Source organism: Paraburkholderia polaris (assembly GCF_012927345.1).
GTDB lineage: Bacteria > Pseudomonadota > Gammaproteobacteria > Burkholderiales > Burkholderiaceae > Paraburkholderia > Paraburkholderia polaris.
In genome coordinates, this window is the sequence record NZ_JABBGJ010000013.1 from 119,520 (window position 1) to 135,918 (window position 16,399).

The 16,399-nt window shown below is 61.2% G+C and carries 12 protein-coding genes and 1 pseudogene; 2 read left to right on the forward strand and 11 right to left on the reverse strand.

What is annotated here, in order from left to right:
- Positions 1-127: 127 nt before the first annotated feature.
- From HHL24_RS14140 to HHL24_RS14180, 9 genes and pseudogenes are all read right to left on the reverse strand, one after another.
- Positions 128-1,753 (reverse strand): serine hydrolase domain-containing protein, encoded by a 1,626-nt coding sequence (locus HHL24_RS14140; RefSeq protein WP_169486072.1) that lies wholly within the window; start codon positions 1,751-1,753, stop codon positions 128-130.
- A 791-nt stretch (positions 1,754-2,544) separates the two neighbouring features.
- Positions 2,545-3,531 (reverse strand): annotated as a pseudogene (locus HHL24_RS45060) (serine hydrolase domain-containing protein); the annotation flags it as partial.
- Between the two features lie 114 nt (positions 3,532-3,645).
- Positions 3,646-4,803 carry a DSD1 family PLP-dependent enzyme gene (locus HHL24_RS14150; protein ID WP_169486074.1) on the reverse strand — a complete coding sequence of 386 codons (1,158 nt, stop codon included), beginning with the start codon at positions 4,801-4,803 and terminating at the stop codon, positions 3,646-3,648.
- A 131-nt stretch (positions 4,804-4,934) separates the two neighbouring features.
- Complete coding sequence (locus HHL24_RS14155) at positions 4,935-6,476, reverse strand: M81 family metallopeptidase (RefSeq protein WP_169486075.1); 1,542 nt, start codon at positions 6,474-6,476, stop codon at positions 4,935-4,937.
- A 145-nt stretch (positions 6,477-6,621) separates the two neighbouring features.
- Complete coding sequence (locus tag HHL24_RS14160) at positions 6,622-7,821, reverse strand: tetratricopeptide repeat protein (protein ID WP_169486076.1); 1,200 nt, start codon at positions 7,819-7,821, stop codon at positions 6,622-6,624.
- 49 nt (positions 7,822-7,870) lie between these two features.
- Positions 7,871-8,302, reverse strand: a complete 432-nt coding sequence (locus HHL24_RS14165) for an ExbD/TolR family protein (protein WP_169486077.1) — start codon at positions 8,300-8,302, stop codon at positions 7,871-7,873.
- Positions 8,303-8,312: 10 nt separating this feature from the next.
- The gene (locus tag HHL24_RS14170; RefSeq protein WP_169486078.1) at positions 8,313-8,741 is read right to left on the reverse strand and encodes an ExbD/TolR family protein; all 429 of its coding nucleotides are present in this window, start codon (positions 8,739-8,741) and stop codon (positions 8,313-8,315) included.
- Between the two features lie 12 nt (positions 8,742-8,753).
- Positions 8,754-9,704 carry a MotA/TolQ/ExbB proton channel family protein gene (locus HHL24_RS14175; RefSeq protein ID WP_169486079.1) on the reverse strand — a complete coding sequence of 317 codons (951 nt, stop codon included), beginning with the start codon at positions 9,702-9,704 and terminating at the stop codon, positions 8,754-8,756.
- 69 nt (positions 9,705-9,773) lie between these two features.
- Complete coding sequence (locus tag HHL24_RS14180; protein ID WP_169486080.1) at positions 9,774-10,409, reverse strand: energy transducer TonB; 636 nt, start codon at positions 10,407-10,409, stop codon at positions 9,774-9,776.
- Positions 10,410-10,597: 188 nt separating this feature from the next.
- On the opposite strand from HHL24_RS14180, the gene HHL24_RS14185 reads away from it, so the two are divergent.
- Positions 10,598-11,257: a helix-turn-helix domain-containing protein gene (locus HHL24_RS14185; RefSeq protein WP_169486081.1), complete on the forward strand. Its 660-nt coding sequence runs from the start codon at positions 10,598-10,600 to the stop codon at positions 11,255-11,257.
- Positions 11,258-11,415: 158 nt separating this feature from the next.
- On the opposite strand, the gene HHL24_RS14190 is transcribed toward HHL24_RS14185, so the two are convergent.
- Positions 11,416-12,909 carry a M81 family metallopeptidase gene (locus tag HHL24_RS14190; RefSeq protein WP_169486082.1) on the reverse strand — a complete coding sequence of 498 codons (1,494 nt, stop codon included), beginning with the start codon at positions 12,907-12,909 and terminating at the stop codon, positions 11,416-11,418.
- Positions 12,909-14,564 (reverse strand): serine hydrolase domain-containing protein, encoded by a 1,656-nt coding sequence (locus tag HHL24_RS14195; RefSeq protein WP_169486083.1) that lies wholly within the window; start codon positions 14,562-14,564, stop codon positions 12,909-12,911. Before HHL24_RS14195 ends, HHL24_RS14190 begins: the two co-directional genes overlap by 1 nt.
- A gap of 377 nt (positions 14,565-14,941) precedes the next feature.
- On the opposite strand from HHL24_RS14195, the gene HHL24_RS14200 reads away from it, so the two are divergent.
- Positions 14,942-16,312: an MFS transporter gene (locus HHL24_RS14200; protein WP_169486084.1), complete on the forward strand. Its 1,371-nt coding sequence runs from the start codon at positions 14,942-14,944 to the stop codon at positions 16,310-16,312.
- Positions 16,313-16,399 lie beyond the last annotated feature (87 nt).

Here is a 16,399-nt window from a genome sequence, read left to right on the forward strand (position 1 = left end):
CGCTTTCTCCACAGATTGGCGCCATAGCGGCGCGATAGTAAGTAGTATAGGGTCGTTTTTTCCACATTGGCAAATTTTTCCAATGTGGATATTCACTGCATTTGCGTGTCCGGTCCGGGACAGCCACTCAACGTGTCTGTTTCCGCTCGAACGAGAGATACCTGGTGCGCGGCAGGTTGATCTGGAATCCTGTCATTCGCCCGCCTTGCGTCGAAAAACTCAACGCGGCGGCCCAACCTGTCGCGGCGGGCGCGAGGCATGCGATCTTCTCGCCCAGACAAACCAGCTCGCACTCGGCCTGCCCATACGCATCGCCGCAACGAAGCATGATGCGTTCACCCTCCCGGGCGATAACGGCTGTGCAGTCGGCGTCGGCGCTGTAGTACTGGCCCGTGGCCGCCTCGACGAAAGCTTCCGTATCGGCGGTGTCCCTGGAGACCTTTCGATAGACCGCGGATTGTCCGCCGAACCTGATCGTCAACTCGTCGCTACTGGACGCATCGTCCCGCCCGAACTCGACCCCACCCATGTTCATGGCCGGCAGAATCCGTCCGTCAGGTGCTTTTTTCAACGGCACGCCTTGCGGTGCCCCGCACAGCGACAACTTCAGCTCGCCCTCCTCGTCAAGCAGGCCATAGAGCATGCCGGTATCCGCAGACCACCAGTCGCCGAGCAGATCCTTGTAGTCAGCCGCTGCGATCGTCGGCGCGCGCTCCCCCAGATGGTCGGCAAGAATGAGTTGGAGCGCCTGCTCGGCCAGCTTCACCGGGCTGCACGCGGGCGCGCCGTTGGCCATAATCACGATATCGAGCCCATGGTCGGGCGCCGTGAGCATCTGGCTCGACCCGCCGATCACGCCTCCGGAGTGATGCACGAGACGCACCCCCCGATAGGACTCGACCGCCAGACCCAACGCATAGCCTCCGATGGTTCCGTCCGGAAAAGGCACAAGCCCGGTCAGCGCAGTCCAGGTGGCGGGCGAGCCGAACCGGTCTCGCGTGCGAAGATGGTCGGTCCAGCGCAGCATGTCGTCGACCGTCGAGACGATGCCGCCCTCGCCCCGGTTCTCCTCCGAAGGAAACAGGCCGCGCCGCCAGCCGCCGCCCGGCGCCGGCACATGCATCGTCGCAATGCCCGGCGTGATGCTGTAATCGCTTGGGATCGACTCGGTATCGCGCATCCCCAGGGGATCGAACAGGCGCTGCTTGAGTTGCGCCTCGAACGACGCACCGCCCACCCGTTCGATCGCGATCGACACCAGGTGATAGCCGCCGTTGTTGTAAAGCATCGTGTCGCCGGGCGCGAAGTTGCGCCCCGTCTGGCGAACCTGCGTGGCCAGCGCGGTCCCTGCCGGCGGCACCGCCAATCCACGGCATAGGATGCTGATGTCTACAAAGCAGCGCGAGCCGCCGCGATGCATGAGGAGTTGCCGGACCGTGGGGTCGCCGCCCGGGCCGGTGAGTTCGGGAATGTAGCTTCGGATCGGCGCGTCGAGATCGAGTTTGCCGTCCTCGACCAGCAGCAGCACCAGGAGAGCGGTGAAGTGCTTGCTGATCGAGCCGATCCGCATGCGCGTGTCCGGTGTATTGGCCACTGCGTGCTCCAGGCTGGCGAGCCCGAAGCCGCGCCGGTATAGCAGCTTGCCGTGCTGCGCAATGCCCACCACCAGGCCCGGTACATCGATACGATTGAAGGGGGCAAAAAGACCTTCAAGGGCACTGCTGACATCCACATTCAACTCCGGAACTACCATTACGCCTCTCCACAAATTTCGCGCCATAGCGGTGCGATAGTAAGCAGTACATTGCTGCATTTTTATATTGGCAAAGTTTTCCAATGCAGATATTCATTGCACCTGGATGTCCGATTAGGGACAGCCGCTCAGCCTGTCTGTTTCCGTTCGAACGAGAGATTCCGCGTCCGCCCCGAGTTGAACTGGAATCCGCTCATTCGCCCGCCCTGCTTCGAAAAACTCAACGCGGCGGACCAACCCATCAAGGGCGGCGAGATGCATGCAAGCGTCTCACCCAGACAAACCAGCTCGCTCTCGCGTTGCCCGTACGCATCGCCGCAGCGCAGCACGATGCGTTCACCGTCCCGGGCGATAACGGCTGTGCAGTCGGCGTCGGCGCTGTAGTACTGGCCCGTGACCGCTTCGACGAACGCTTCTGCGTTGGCGGTGTCCCTGGAAACCCTTTGATAAACCGCGGATTGGCCGCCGAACCTGACCATCAGCCCATCGCCGCGCACGGCCTCCTCCAGCCCGATTTCGAAATCGCCCATGCCCGCGCCAACGCCCCGCGCAAGCACCCGGCCGTCAGGTCCTTTCTCCAACGGAAATCCAATCGAACTGCTGCACACTGACAGCCCCAGCACGCCCGCGTCGTCGACCAGGCCATAGATCATGCCGGTGTCCGCAGACCACCAGTCGCCGAGCAGATCCTTGTAGTCAGCCGCTGCGATCGTCGGCGCGCGCTCCCCCAGATGGTCGGCAAGGATGAGATCGAGCGCCTGCTCGGCCAGCTTCACCGGGCTGCACGCGGGCGCGCCATTGGCGATGATCACGATGTCGAGTCCATGGTCCGGCGCCGTGAGCATCTGGCTCGATCCACCGGTCACACCGCCAGCGTGATGCACGATCCGTACACCCCGATACGTCTGGACCATCACACCCAATCCATAGCTTGCGGCGGTTCCGTCTGGAAAGGGCGCAAGCTCGGTCAGCGCAGCCCAGGTTGCGGGCGAGCCGAACCGGTCTTGCGTACGAAGATGTTCGGTCCAGCGCAGCATGTCGTCGACCGTTGAGACGATGGCGCCCTCGCCCCGGTTCTCCTCCGAAGGAAACAGGCCGCGCCGCCAGCCGCCGCCCGGCGCCGGCACATGCATCGTCGCAACGCCCGGCGTGATGCTGTAATCGCTTGGGATCGACTCGGTATCGAGCATTCCCAGGGGATCGAACAGGCGCTGCTTGAGTTGCGCCTCGAACGACGCGCCGCCCACCCTTTCGATCGCGATCGACACCAGCTGATAGCCGCCGTTGTTGTAAATCATCGAGTCGCCGGGCGCGAAGTTGCGACCCGTCTGGCGAACCTGCTTGGCCAACGCGCTGCCCAACGGCGCCGGCGCCAAACCGCGGCACAGGACGCCAATGTCGAGATAGCAGCGCGAGCCGCCGCGATGCAGAAGGAGTTGCCTGACCGTGGGGTCGCCACCCGGGCCGGTGAGTTCGGGAATGTAGCTTCGGATCGGCGCGTCGAGATCGAATTTGCCTTCCTCGACCAGCAGCAGGGTCAAGAGAGCAGTGAAGTGCTTGCTGACCGAGCCGATCCGCATGCGCGTGCCCGGTGTATTGGCCACTGCATGCTCCAGGCTGGCGAGCCCGAAGCCGCGCCGGTACAACCGCTTGCCGTGCTGCGCAATGCCCACCACCAGGCCCGGCACATCGCTGCGATTGAAAGGGGCAAACATACCGTCAAGGGCACTGCTGACATCCACATTCAACTCTTGAACCACCATGACGCTTCTCCACATGACATAGCGCCATAGAGGCGCAATAGTTAGCAATACGTTGGACAACCTTCAAACAGGGGATCCTTTGCAAACAGGACCAACCACAAATACGAAAATTTCCATGCACGCACCAGACTACCGGCTATGGCCACGGGCACTCACTGGCCATATCACCTCAACGCGCCCCCCGCGAACGACAATGATCTCGTCATGCAGATTGAGCGTCGGGTCGCAATGGCCGGGCACCAGTAGAAGCTGACTGCCGAGCGCAGGTTTGGCGACGTCGTGATTGAGCATCTGCACACTTCCGTGTTCGTCGTTGACGACCGTGTAGTGCAAGGTAGTGCTTGCGCCGCCATCGCCCCAGACCGTCGGCAAACCAGAATCGACGGCCAGCGACTTGAGTCCCGCGTCGACCACCACGACCTGTCCAGCGTCACTATTGCCAACGCTGATCACCGACGTGGCGAGAAACAGGCTGTGTTCGAAGCGCAGTGCATTGGTATAAACGTTGCGAGCGTAGTCCCCATCCATGAAGACGTAAGAACCGGGCTGCACTTCGGTATAGACCCCACTGGCGAGATCGAACTCGACGCTGCCGCTGCCGCCGCCGGTGACAACGGCGCAGACCACCCCGGCACGGTCGAGTGCGTCGACAACCTCGGCTGTACGGGCCGCGGCAAGCCCTGAGGCGTCACGCCGCCCGGCATGATCACGGATGTGCTGAATACCGCCCTGATACGCCTGCAAGCCTTTGAACGTCAGTTGAGCATGTGCGGACATCACCTCCAGCAATTGCAACACCTGCCTCGCATCGGCGACACCGCAGCGGTTCTGGCCGACGTTGATTTCGACGAAGACATCGATACGGCTGCCGTGTGCGGTGGTCGCCGCCGCTAACGCCACCACCTGATCGGGGTGGTCGACGCAAACGCTGAAACGCGCATGCCGCGCCATCCGCGCCAGCAAGTCCAGCTTCGCCGAACCAATGACTTCGTTGCTGATGTGAATATCCGTGACGCCGGCCTGAAGGAAGGGGAGCGCCTCACTGACCTTCTGGCAGCAAATGCCGACCGCCCCGCGCTGGATCTGCGCAAGCGCGATCGCCGGGCATTTGTGCGCTTTGGCATGCGGACGCAACGCCACGCCAGCCGCATCGGCCCGCGCCTGCATGACATCCAGATTGCGCTCGAACGCGTCGGCGTCCAGCAGTAGCGCAGGTGTATCAATGGTTGTTATCGGATTCCCCGGACTGGCCGCCGGTGGCACCTGGATAGTGTGAATGCTGCTCATAGTTCAATGTAGATCCGGATGGATCTGGTGGTCGACCGTGGACGGACGCGCTCGTGATAGCGCAGACTGCCGGCGCGTAGCGACGCAACCGATGCAACCGACGCAGCGCGAGCGGTCCGGATAAATAAAACTCAAACGTCCTGGGTTGCGTGAGCAACCTGCTCGCATCTGACTCGCACAACATCATCGTGGAGTGGCCAAATGTGCTGCGCGAGGCGCGAACGAGGAAACGAGGCGACATCGGCAGAACTCAAACCCGGGCTGTCGACCGTAATGATTGCCGAGGCGATGGACTGGAATCCCGCCCGGAAATGGTTTGAGCTTTTGAGCGCAACGATCTTGCGGGTGTGCACGTCGATGCCATGAAGCAGCAGCATGGCGTGATCGAAGGTTTGCGTCGGACGCGAGATAACAATGACGTCGACGCCTTCGATGATGAGCCTGCATGATGTCCCGAGATCGAATTGAACGCCCTCCAGCATCGAACCTGGGAGATTCGTGAAGCGGCCGTCGGTAACGGCTTTGACATACGCCTCCGCAACGATGGGAGCGCCTTGCATTTTTCCGAGCTTTCCGCCGAGTTTGACTTCTATCGTCGCGCCGACGCCGGCACGCTGAGCTTTTTGCGCCACGTCTGGGTCGTGCATCGCCACAAAGCACGCGGTTTCAGGCGGAAGGTGCGCGTCCAGAAGGGCCCGCAGCAAATGCGTCGCGTCTCCTGGCGCGCCGCCGCCCGGGTTGTCCGAGTTCTCGTTGATCACAACCAGACCTGACTCGACGGCAAGAGCCTGCGTGACGCCCTCGTCCGGAGCAACAATCCTGGGCCGGAACGCCTCGCGGTTCGCCCAGATCCAGTCGGCAACTTCATCGGCGCAGCGCTGCGCGAGGTCAAGGTCACCATCGGTCGTACACACCACCGCGGGGCACGGTGCGGGAATATCCGCGTACGGAAAGCCATGAAACCACGAGCAATCGATCACCCCCGGGCGTTCACTCATACGCATGCACAAATCGTTGACGTGTGCAGTGGGCAAGCCAGGTTCCGTGCTCATGACCATGCCCAGCATGGGCAGCTGATGCATTGCAGTGACCGGCCTGATCGCGCCGCGAACTGTCTGGGCGAGCAATTCGACCGCTTCGACCCCGCGCTGACCGAGGTCCGTATGCGGATAGAGCCGGCACGGCAGCGTCAGATCGCTATGGTCGCGCATCTGCTCGGTCATCTGCCCATGCAGATCGTAGACCGATGCGATGGGCACGTCAGCGCCAACCAGCTCGCGCACCGCCGCAAGCAGGTCGCCCTCCAGATCGTCGATCCCCTCTACCACGCCCGCTCCGTGGGGCGTCATCAAGACGCCATCAACCGGAAGTGCGTTCCTGATGCCGTCGAGCACGGATTGCTTCAGGTGCTCGTAGGCACTCGCGCGAATGGTTCCGGACGGCCACGCCATAGCCACGGTCGAGTAAACCAGTTCAACCCCCGCCGCGGCGGCGCCTTCGATGTATCCGCCTACCGTATGATTGGCTCCTGCGTACTCCGCTTCAACTTCATCGCCAATCAGGCACTTGAAGTTGGATAACGGGGTGTAACCCGTGAACTCCGTCGCATAGGTATTGGTCTCGTGGCAAATTCCGCCGACGACAAATCTCAGGGGTGCGGTTGCATTATGCATAGGGGCCTTTTTGTAATAGGGGCTCAGATTTAGCGCCTCAAAACCTTTTTATCTGGCACGCAATACAGACGACGATTGCGTGCATTGCTTACCATTTTTTCAGCATTGGCACTCGCTCGGACCGCGGGGCAACGAACAAGCGTTGTCACGTGCTACGCGTTGCGAGCTTCCACAGTCGCGCCAGTGTTGCCGCTTCGCCATTGCCCGCCACGGCGTCAAATGTGTTCAGCGCCTTTCCCTTTTGGCCGGCGAGGTAGTAGGCAATGCCCAGATGCAAGCGCGCCTCATTCGGATCCGCAAGACCGCCTTTTGCGAGGCCTGTCTCCATCAAGCCTATGCCTTGCTGATTTCGTCCCGAGAGAGCCTCGTTGAAACCTGTTTCGACAAGCGCGGCGCCGTTACCCGCAGTGGCGGCGGACAGCGGCTGAGCTGCAGCTTTGCTTGCAAGATTCTTGAGCCGCTCCCCGCGCCCGGCATCCGCGCCTTTGCCCAGTACGCCGGATTCGAACCCCTGGGTCACCACGCTCAATGCCTCCGCACCATGCCCGGCCACAATCGCAAGCTGCGTCATCTGGATGTAGTCGCTTGGGCTACGTAGATTGCTTGTGACTCGCTTGAGACGATAGACATCGAGTTCGAATCGTCCCGAGAATTTCGGATCTGCCTGCAGGCGGCCGAGTAGTTCGCCCCAATAAGCCGGCGTCGGATAGTATTTGACGAGTTGTTCCAGCACCGCGGTGTAGCCGGCGTTGTCGTCCTGCTTCTGATAACAACTCCCCAGCAGCTTCAGATCGTCAGCGTCAGGCGCTCGCCCCGCGCGCATCTGCGCATCCACCGCAGGCCGGAGAAGTTTTTCTGCCGCACCGGGGTTGCCCGCCATGTAGTAAGACTGCGCGAGCAGCGTTCTCATGTGCGGATCGCCCGACCCCGCGCTCTGATAACGCTGACCCCATTGCACGGCCTGCGCATAATTGCCCTGCTGATAGGCGAGACTCGCGAGAGCCGCCAGCATCTTTTGCTGTTCCGCAACCGGCTGGCGGCCGCTCTGGATCAGAAACGCGTAGTCGCGCGCGGCCACGGCGAGATCGCCGGCGGCAACGGCGGCCGCACCGCCCATCTGTGCAACGACATCGCTCTCGTATTGCGATTTGCCCGGCACGGCCTCCGCCTGCGCCACGCTCGCCAGCGCATCCTTGTAGCGTTGCGCCTGGTACAACGCACGCGCGGTCTGCAATGGCCTGGCTACCTCCGGCCTGAGGGTCTCTGCCGGAAACGCCGACTTGCTGACGAGCACGGCGCTCACCCCGATCGTTAGAAACAGCGCGCGCAGCAGAGCGGACGACATGCGTCCAGATATAAGTCCAAGACTCATTTTCCACCTACCCAAGACGTTCCTACTGCATGAATTGCTCATTGCCGACGAGCGCGATTTTCGTGACGCCCTGACGTTGCGCCGCCGCCATCACAGCAGCCACGCGACGGTACGGCACCAACCGGTTGGGTCTGAGATGCAGCTCCGGCTGATCCGCCTGCGCCGCCACCGTCTTCAGGTGCTGATCGAGATCCGCGAGGTCTGCGAGAGGTGCGCCGTTCCAGCTAATGGTGCCGTCGAAGTCCACGTCGAGCTCCACTACCGGCGGCGGAGCCTTCACGACGGGAGGCGGCGTACCCACGGGCAGATTCATCTTCACCGCGTGCGACTGGATCGGAATCGTGATGATCAGCATGATGAGCAGCACCAGCATGACGTCGATTAACGGCGTCGTGTTGATTTCGACCAATACTTCGGGTTCATGATTACCACCCGCCGGAATGTTCATTCCCATTTCTGCCTCCTCATCCGCCGTGCGCAACCGGATTCGTAATGAAATCTACCTTCGCGATGCCCGCTCGCTCACACGCCACCACGACTTTGCCGACGTATTCGTAACGCGCATTCTCGTCACCCCGGATCTGAACCTCGGGCTGCGGCTGCTGTACGGCGACCTGCTTCAGGCGCGCCACCAGCGTCGGCATATCGATGTGCTGTTCCGACCAGAACACGTCGCCATCCCGATTGACCGCAAGCACGATGTTCTTTGGCGTGGTCTGCAAAGGCTGGATCGTCTGCGTCGGCAACTGGACATTCACGCTATGCGTTGCGACCGGAATCGTGAGCAGGAAGATGATGAGCAAAACCAGCATCACGTCTACCAGCGGCGTGGTGTTGATCGACGACATCACCTCATCGTGCTCGTCGCTGCCTTGTCCTGTACTCATGGCCATGATTTGCTCCGCTTACGACGTTGCTGCCTTCATGGATCGGCGCGAGGACGCGTCGTCAGGAACAGAATACGAAGAACCCTTCTTCGTGACCGTACCCGCACCGCTCAGGAGTACGGTATGCAGTTGTGCGCCGAAGCCGCGCACCCGCTCCATGACGGCCTTGTTGCGACGTACGAGGAAGTTATAGCCGAGCACCGCCGGCACGGCGACCGCGAGGCCGATCGCCGTCATGATGAGCGCTTCGCCCACTGGGCCCGCCACCTTGTCAATCGACGCCTGTCCAGCAATACCGATTGCTGTCAGCGCATGGTAGATACCCCAGACCGTACCGAACAGACCCACAAAAGGCGCTGTCGAGCCGACCGTGGCGAGAAACGCGAGACCATCCTGCAAACGGTTGGAAACAACCGTGGTTGCCCGTTCGATCGACACGCTGATCCAGGTGTTGAGATCGACCTTTTCGAGGAGTGCCCCTTCATGATGGCGACTCGCTTCGATCCCGCTGCCTGCTATGAAGCGAAATGGACTGCCTTCGTCCAACTGTTGCATGCCGGCTTCGAGGGACGGCGCATCCCATACCGTCTCGTCCGCCGAGCGGGCACGACGGTTCGCGCGGAATTGCTCGAAAAATTTTGTCACCATGATGTACCAGCTACCCATCGACATGATCACCAGGATGACGAGCGTGCCCCGCGAAACGATGTCGCCCCCCTTCCACAATGCATCAAGCCCATACGGATTCGACACCGCTTCGGTCATCGCCACCGGCGGCGGCGGAGTGGGCTGGTCGACCTGCGCTGCGGGCGCTTGCGCAGCCGGTGTCGCGGTCGTCGCTGCGCTCAGCGAGGTTGCCGTGCTGCTGGCGGACTGCGCATAGGCTGTCCCCGTTCCGGTCAGCAGTGCAACAGAGGTCAGGGCAAACATGCCGCTCGCCGCAATGGCGGCCAAACTCGGGTTCTTCATGTCATCACTCCAGGATCGTTCTTCATAGACCTGGCGGGTGGCGCCCGCCAGCATTGCTTGATATCGCCTTCAGTTCAGGTTGAACGCGAACGGCACCTTGACACGGACGTCCTCGCCTTGCGAAACACAGTTGAACTGTTTGACTGCATTCACCGCGGCCCGATCGAGAACCGGATCCGCGGACTTCACCACCTGTACGTCCTGCATGTTTCCGTGGGCATCCACCACGAACTCCACCAATACGTCCCCTGTAATGTTGTTGCGCTGAGCTTCGCGCGGATACTGCATCGACTGCCTGACCTGCTGCGAATTCGGACACACCACACCCACTTCCGTGCGCACCGTATGCGCGGGCGCGGCGGCAACGGCCGGCGCGGGCATAGGCGCGGCCTGCGGTTGCGGCGTCGCTGAGCGCTGTGCAAGGACCGGCTGCGGCGATTGCACGGGAACGGCCACTTCAGGCGGCGGAATGAACGGCGGCGGTGGCGCGAATTTCGGCGGGGGCGGCAATATGATTGCGGGCGTGGGCTGAGGCGGCTTCACCTCTTCGACGATTCTTGTTTCGATAGGCTTGCGGATCACCTCATACACCTTGGAGGCAAGACCGTTCACCAGAACGTAGATGAGCACCACGTGTAGGAGTGCCACGAATCCAATGCCGCTAAAGCGGCTTGCGGAATAGTGGCGCTGAGCAGCAAATTTCATTCGTGTCTCCTGCAAGCACCCGCGCCGCTCGACGCTCCCCGGGTGTTATGTCTCATATGGCGGCGTGAACCACACCTTACACCAACAATTTTCCAAATAGAACATTTTTTTCCACAATGAATAATTTAGACCGTAATGCACATGTAATGCAATTTTTGGCATACTGATCGTCTATACGGAAAAAATTTATGCGGAAAAAAGCTGCCACCCACGATCCGACCAGTCCGAGCAAGCCCGGCCAGGCCATTCGCGCGCTGCGTAACAGGCTCGGGCTGACATTGCAGGAAGTCAGCCAGCGCACCGGACTCGCCATCTCGACCATCTCGAAGCTCGAGATGGGACGGGCTTCTCTGTCCTATGAAAAGCTTTCGGTTGTGAGCGCCGGTTTGGGCGTCAACATGTCGGAGTTGCTGGGACTTCTCGGCGATAGCTCGGCCAGCGAGGGTGCCCCGTCGGTCCCGGGCAGACGTATCATCCAGCGGCAAGGTGAGGGCGTGGCGGTGCGGACCGGCCCCTACACGGAAACCTTTCTTGCCGTGGAGTTGCTTAACAAGCAGTTAGTACCGCTGATTGCCGATGTGCGTTCCCGCACCATTCAGGAGTTCATCGCCGAATTCGGCAGCCTGATCAGGCATTCGGGCGAAGAATTTACCTACATACTGGAAGGCGAAATCGAGTTTCACACCGAGTTCTATGCGCCTGTGAGGCTCAAGCAAGGCGAGTCGGTCTATTTCGATAGCAGCATGGGACACGCGTTCCTTGCCGCGTCCGACGGTCCGTGCCGCCTTCTCTCTGTGTGCACGAGCCCCGAAGAGCGCATCATCGAGCAACTTCAGAAACAGGAATAAACCGGTCTCCAAAGCGCTCGCAAAAGGTCCGGCCTGATGCGGCAATTCTCGACGCCGGATTAACAACCTGACTCAGCCGGGCACGCGGCCGGCCTGTGATGATGTTCCCCACCTTCACGCGGCCTAAGCCGCGTATCTTGTCAGGCACATTCGCAAACTTAAGCGTGACCTTGTGTCTGTCCACGGAGAAGTGGGTCCCCAAATGGGTTCTCAACACGCGGCCAGTAGTTGAGACTGCGAACCCGGTACGGGATATTGACGAAGTCAGGTGTTAGTGCCCCCGGCGTCGATACGTAGAGCACTTCTCGTGCGATCGGCGCAAATTTTGCATGGAAGTGCTGCGAGGATTTGACTACGACAATGCGCTTGCTCGCGAGATCAATTCCGAGCTCGGTGAACGCAGTGGGCGCAAACGTCTGTTCGCGCACCGTCATCAATACGATGTCAATGTTGTCATCCGTAGACACCCATGCCGCCGAACGCAGTGGGCGTGCCGTAGCGCCCATGCTTTGATGATGCTCGTCCTTAAGCGCGCGCACCGTGACCGTCAAATCCAGCGGCGCACCGGAACTCACTCCCAACTTGCCGCCGATCCGAAGCGTAAGCCGCGTGCCGACGCCCGCTTCCCTGCAGACCTGGACTGCGCCGATGTCGTACATGCAGCCAAGCGCTACGTCTGCGATACCGCGCTCGATGAGCCGCCGCAGAATGAACGTGCTGTCGCATGGCGCGCCGCCGCCCGGATTGTCAGCGAGATCGGCAAGCACCACCGGACCGCCGTCGCCAGCCAGCGCGCGATCCAGCGCGTCGTCGATCGACAGGTGCGCCGGGCGTGCCGCTTCACGCATGTCCCATAACTCCTGGCCTAGCTGCGCCGCGATGCGCTGAGCCGTGGCTTCGTCGTTGTCGGTGACCACCCAGATCCTGGCGCCCGTCTCCGCCACATCTCCCCATGGAAACCCATGGCCGAACGACACGGACAATATGCCGTCGCGTCCCTCCAGTGACTGCATGCGCTTAACGAAGCCGATCATCGGTTCGCAGGTGGTATGCCATTTACCTACCATGCGGCAATCGTGGACCGCGGTCACGGGACGCACGCGCCCTTCGGCAGTCGCCACGGTCAGCGCGAACACCTCTCGCAGGCGTTCGATAATGTCCGTATGCGGATATTCCTTGTAGCAGATGATGATGTTTGCGTTGCGCTGCATCTGCTCGGTAAAGTGACAATGCAAATCGAGCTCCACGCCGATCGGCACCTCGTCGCCAACCAGTGCGCGAACAGCCTGGAGCAGGTCTCCTTCGCAATCGTCATAGTGTTCCGCGATCATTGCGCCATGCAATATCAGCAGCACGGCATCAACGGGAAGCGCCGCTCGCAGATCCGCGAGAATTTCCTCGCGAAAACTCTCGTACACTCGCTGCACGGTACGCCCTGCCGGTTGCGCCATCGTCGACAGGCTCTCGACGATTTCGTGACCCTGCGCGGCCGCAAGGCTGCGCAATTCGGCTACTCCCATCCCGAGCCCGTCCGGCGCCACCTTGCTGGCATCGCCGTGATAAATCCCGAATGCCTCGTAGCCGCCGAGTCCGGTCGGACTCGGCGCGAAGGTATTCGTTTCGGTGATTAGCGTTGCAGTAAAAATTTTCATTATTCGCGCTCCTGAGTCGCGTTGTCGTCAGTCCGTACGAAATGCAGATTCATCGAGCGGGTGGTACTCAACCGGAAGCAGCGGACCCGCCCCGCGTCTTCCCGCTCGACGACCAGCACCGCTGGCACGCTCAACTCCCCAGGCTTCAGGGAGGTTGCCGCAACGTCGCGCGATATCACCTCCAGTTCGCTGCTCCAGCCGCCGCGCGTGCCCTTGACGGCGAATGTCGCCCTGCTGCCGTCGAAGCTGATCGTTCCGCTCGCGGCAAGATCGTTCGACACGTAATGCCCAATAAGCCCGCTGGCGAATTCCGTGACAGGCGGCGGAACATCCGGCAGGCGCACCAGTCGATCGACGTGCCCGCAATTGGATAACTCGATAACCGGCGCATCGCTCAACAGCGACGTCGGCACATGGCGAAACGAGAGCGGCCCCATCCCGGGAAACGTCACGCAATACCGGCTTTGGTCGGCGACCACCGGCAACGCTATCGAGTTGAGCAGATTGAAGCCAAGATCGCCTTTATCGTCGAGTATTTCGACGAGCGTTCGCGTGTCCTGCGACCAGTAGCTCCCGAGGAGCCCGGCCAGCTCCGCCGTTTTGACACGCGGCGGTGCGGCCTCCAGCACGCCATCGCCAAGCAGCTGGTCGATCACCTGCCACGCAAGCTCTGTCGGACTGGCCGGGGCGCCGTTCGTAATCACGATGATGTCGAGTGCGTGCGCCGGCACAGTAATCATCTGCGAAGCTCCGCCAGCCACCGCCCCGGCATGGTGGATCACCTCCACACCCCGATATTTCTCCCGCTCCAGCCCAAGGCAATACGTGCCCACCACACCGCTTGAATAACGGGCAGGCGACAGCATCTGCGCCCAGGTGGCCTCGCTGCCGATCCGCTTCGTGCCGCGCAAGTGCGCGAGCCATATGAGCATGTCGGCCGCGGTCGAGACGATCGAGCCTTCGCCCAGTAGATCTTCGAGCGGCAGAACACCGCGACGATAGCTGCCGTCCGGCTGCGGCACATGCGGCGTGGCCCTGCCCGGCACCACGGTGAGATCGCTCGGCACAGAATCGGTATTCACCATGCCGAGCGGTTCGAAGATACGCTGCTTCAGGAATGTTTCAAACGCCATGCCGCTGGCGCGCGCGATAGCGATCGACAGAAGATGGTAGCCGCCGTTGCAATACGCCATGCGCTCGCCAGGCGCAAAGTTCACGTCGTGTTGCAGCAGTTGATACCTGAACGCTTCGCCCTTTTCCATCATCGCACCGGCGTTACCCAGCACGCTCAGATCCAGGTAGCACCGGTATCCGCCGGTATGTGTCATGAGCTGGCGCAGCGTCGGTTCGCCAGCCAGTACCGGCAACTCGGGGATATAGGCGCGAATGCTCGCATCGACATCAAGCTTTCCGTCTTCGGCGAGCAACAACGCTGCGAGACAGGCGAAGTGCTTGCTGGTCGAGCCGATGGGCATACGCGTATCCGGCGTATTCGCCACGGCCAGCTCCACGCTCGCGAGCCCGAAACCCCGCCGGTAGAGCAGCCGGCCATGTTGTGCAATGCCAACTACCAAGCCTGGCGCGTCACTGCGATTGAGTCGCGCAAAAATGTCGTCGAGGGCGCTCACTCGTGAATCTGGATCTACGTCAGCCATCGGTCTCCCTCCAGGTCATCGCACCCGCATCGGCGCAATGGCACGCAGTATATTGACCAATTTTCCACTAAGTCAATTTTTTCCAAAAAAGATAATCTTGGTCTCGTTCAAGGCGCCCCCAACACAGCTTGCGACCCTCGCAGGGCCATCGCATTGCGCCACAAGCCCCGCCCCAGTAGGCACAAGACCTCATCAACGACGGGCTCCCATGCAGTCGCTGCCCGGATCGATCACCAGCTTGGCAGCAACGGAGAAAAGTCTAGGTGTATTTTCCATATTGTAAATATTTTTCTTATTTGGCACTATCTCGAAAAACCACCGTGCCGACGACGGCCGGCCGGGACACTTGCATCCCAGGATGCCTAACAGGAATCGGCATGTCATCTACTTCGAATTCCCGCCGCGGTATCGGTCTGATGCGTCTGGGCGGATACGGCGCGGCCGGATCAGCCAACGCGCTCGGCCATACACTAGTTCCCATGTTGCTTCTGTACTTCCTCACGGAATACGTGCATCTCGAACCGTGGCTTGCCGGGATCATTCTCGCAGCCCCAAAATTCTGGGACGTCCTTGTCGACATGCCGATCGGACGTTATTCGGACCAGTTGGCGCTGCGCGCGGGCGGCCGTCTACGCGTCTGTATCTGGAGTGGGCTCGCGCTTATGGTGCTTCTGCCCCTCACCTTCTTTCATCCCCCGCTCACCTCAAAGCCGCTGCTTGTCGCGTATTACGTGCTGGTCCAGATTCTGCAAGCGACTTGCTATACCGTCTCCGGTGTCACCTTTCTCGCCCTGGCCGGTGACCTGGCAGCGGATTCCAACCAGCGCAACAAATTACTCACTACCGGGAACCTCGGCGCCGCCCTCACCGCGATTGCTCTGGTGGTTTGCGTACCGTCCCTGGTCCGGCTCGGCGGCGGTGGCGAGCGGGGCTACCTAAGCATGACCCTTGTGGTGGTGCTGGCGATGGCGTTCATGTACTCCTGGTTTTACAGCGCAGTTCGCAACACCCCAGTTCAGGCCGCGGCATTGTCACAATCCTCCGCGGAAATGTCGCTGCGTGACGGCATCGCCGCCGTCCTGCGCCATCGTGCGTTCGTTGTGCTCGTCATCGTGATCATCGCTCTCGGCACAGCAGGAGGCTGTATGAACTCCCTGATGGCCTATGAAAATCAGTATCTGCTTGGACGCCGCGCCGAGGACCTGTTCCTGCTGGCGGGACCGGTGCTGATTGGCAGCCTGCTTGGCCTGCCGCTTGCCGTTCCAGTATTGCGCCGCCTCGGTGACAATGGAACGCTACGGATAGGGTTTCTCGTCACTGTCGCCGCATTTATCGGTTACTGGGCCGGCCTTGCCAGTGGGTTGATACCGGTGGTCATGGTGGCCGGCGCGATCTACGGCATCATTTGTTCAGTAGCTGGTGTGGCCTTAACGGCCGCGGTACTCGACACCGTAAAATCGGCCAAGGGAGGGCCGTCTCTCGGGCTTTACCTGGGCATGTTCATGTCCGCGCAAAAGCTCGGCATGTCACTCGGTGGCGTCGTCTCGGGTGGCCTCCTGTCGCTCATCGGCTATCAGGCGGGCTCGCCGGCCACTGTCGAACTACATCACCGCATTGCCGCGCTCGGCCTCCTGGGGCCGCTGCTCCCCCTGCTCATTGCCTGTGTCGCCATCTGGATGTTCGGGGTCTATAGCGAGCCGCGTTTGACAGACAACAATCCGGCTGACTCTTGCGCCGAAACCTTCTGAGCTACACCGGGCAGTGCGGGAAGCAAATGGCACAAAGCGCTCGCCGCCGCGGATCGCGGCCGTCGCCGAAGACAGTCCGGGTACCTC

Bases quoted from the DNA above. Each gene is read 5' to 3' on its own strand.
- HHL24_RS14170 (WP_169486078.1), bottom strand. From the start codon at position 8,741: ATGGCCATGAGTACAGGACAAGGCAGCGACGAGCACGATGAGGTGATG.
- HHL24_RS14150 (WP_169486074.1), bottom strand. From the start codon at position 4,803: ATGAGCAGCATTCACACTATCCAGGTGCCACCGGCGGCCAGTCCGGGG.
- HHL24_RS14175 (WP_169486079.1), bottom strand. From the start codon at position 9,704: ATGAAGAACCCGAGTTTGGCCGCCATTGCGGCGAGCGGCATGTTTGCC.
- HHL24_RS14185 (WP_169486081.1), top strand. From the start codon at position 10,598: ATGCGGAAAAAAGCTGCCACCCACGATCCGACCAGTCCGAGCAAGCCC.
- HHL24_RS14200 (WP_169486084.1), top strand. From the start codon at position 14,942: ATGTCATCTACTTCGAATTCCCGCCGCGGTATCGGTCTGATGCGTCTG.
- HHL24_RS14140 (WP_169486072.1), bottom strand. From the start codon at position 1,753: ATGGTAGTTCCGGAGTTGAATGTGGATGTCAGCAGTGCCCTTGAAGGT.
- HHL24_RS14190 (WP_169486082.1), bottom strand. From the start codon at position 12,909: ATGAAAATTTTTACTGCAACGCTAATCACCGAAACGAATACCTTCGCG.
- HHL24_RS14165 (WP_169486077.1), bottom strand. From the start codon at position 8,302: ATGGGAATGAACATTCCGGCGGGTGGTAATCATGAACCCGAAGTATTG.
- HHL24_RS14155 (WP_169486075.1), bottom strand. From the start codon at position 6,476: ATGCATAATGCAACCGCACCCCTGAGATTTGTCGTCGGCGGAATTTGC.
- HHL24_RS14180 (WP_169486080.1), bottom strand. From the start codon at position 10,409: ATGAAATTTGCTGCTCAGCGCCACTATTCCGCAAGCCGCTTTAGCGGC.
- HHL24_RS14195 (WP_169486083.1), bottom strand. From the start codon at position 14,564: ATGGCTGACGTAGATCCAGATTCACGAGTGAGCGCCCTCGACGACATT.
- HHL24_RS14160 (WP_169486076.1), bottom strand. From the start codon at position 7,821: ATGTCGTCCGCTCTGCTGCGCGCGCTGTTTCTAACGATCGGGGTGAGC.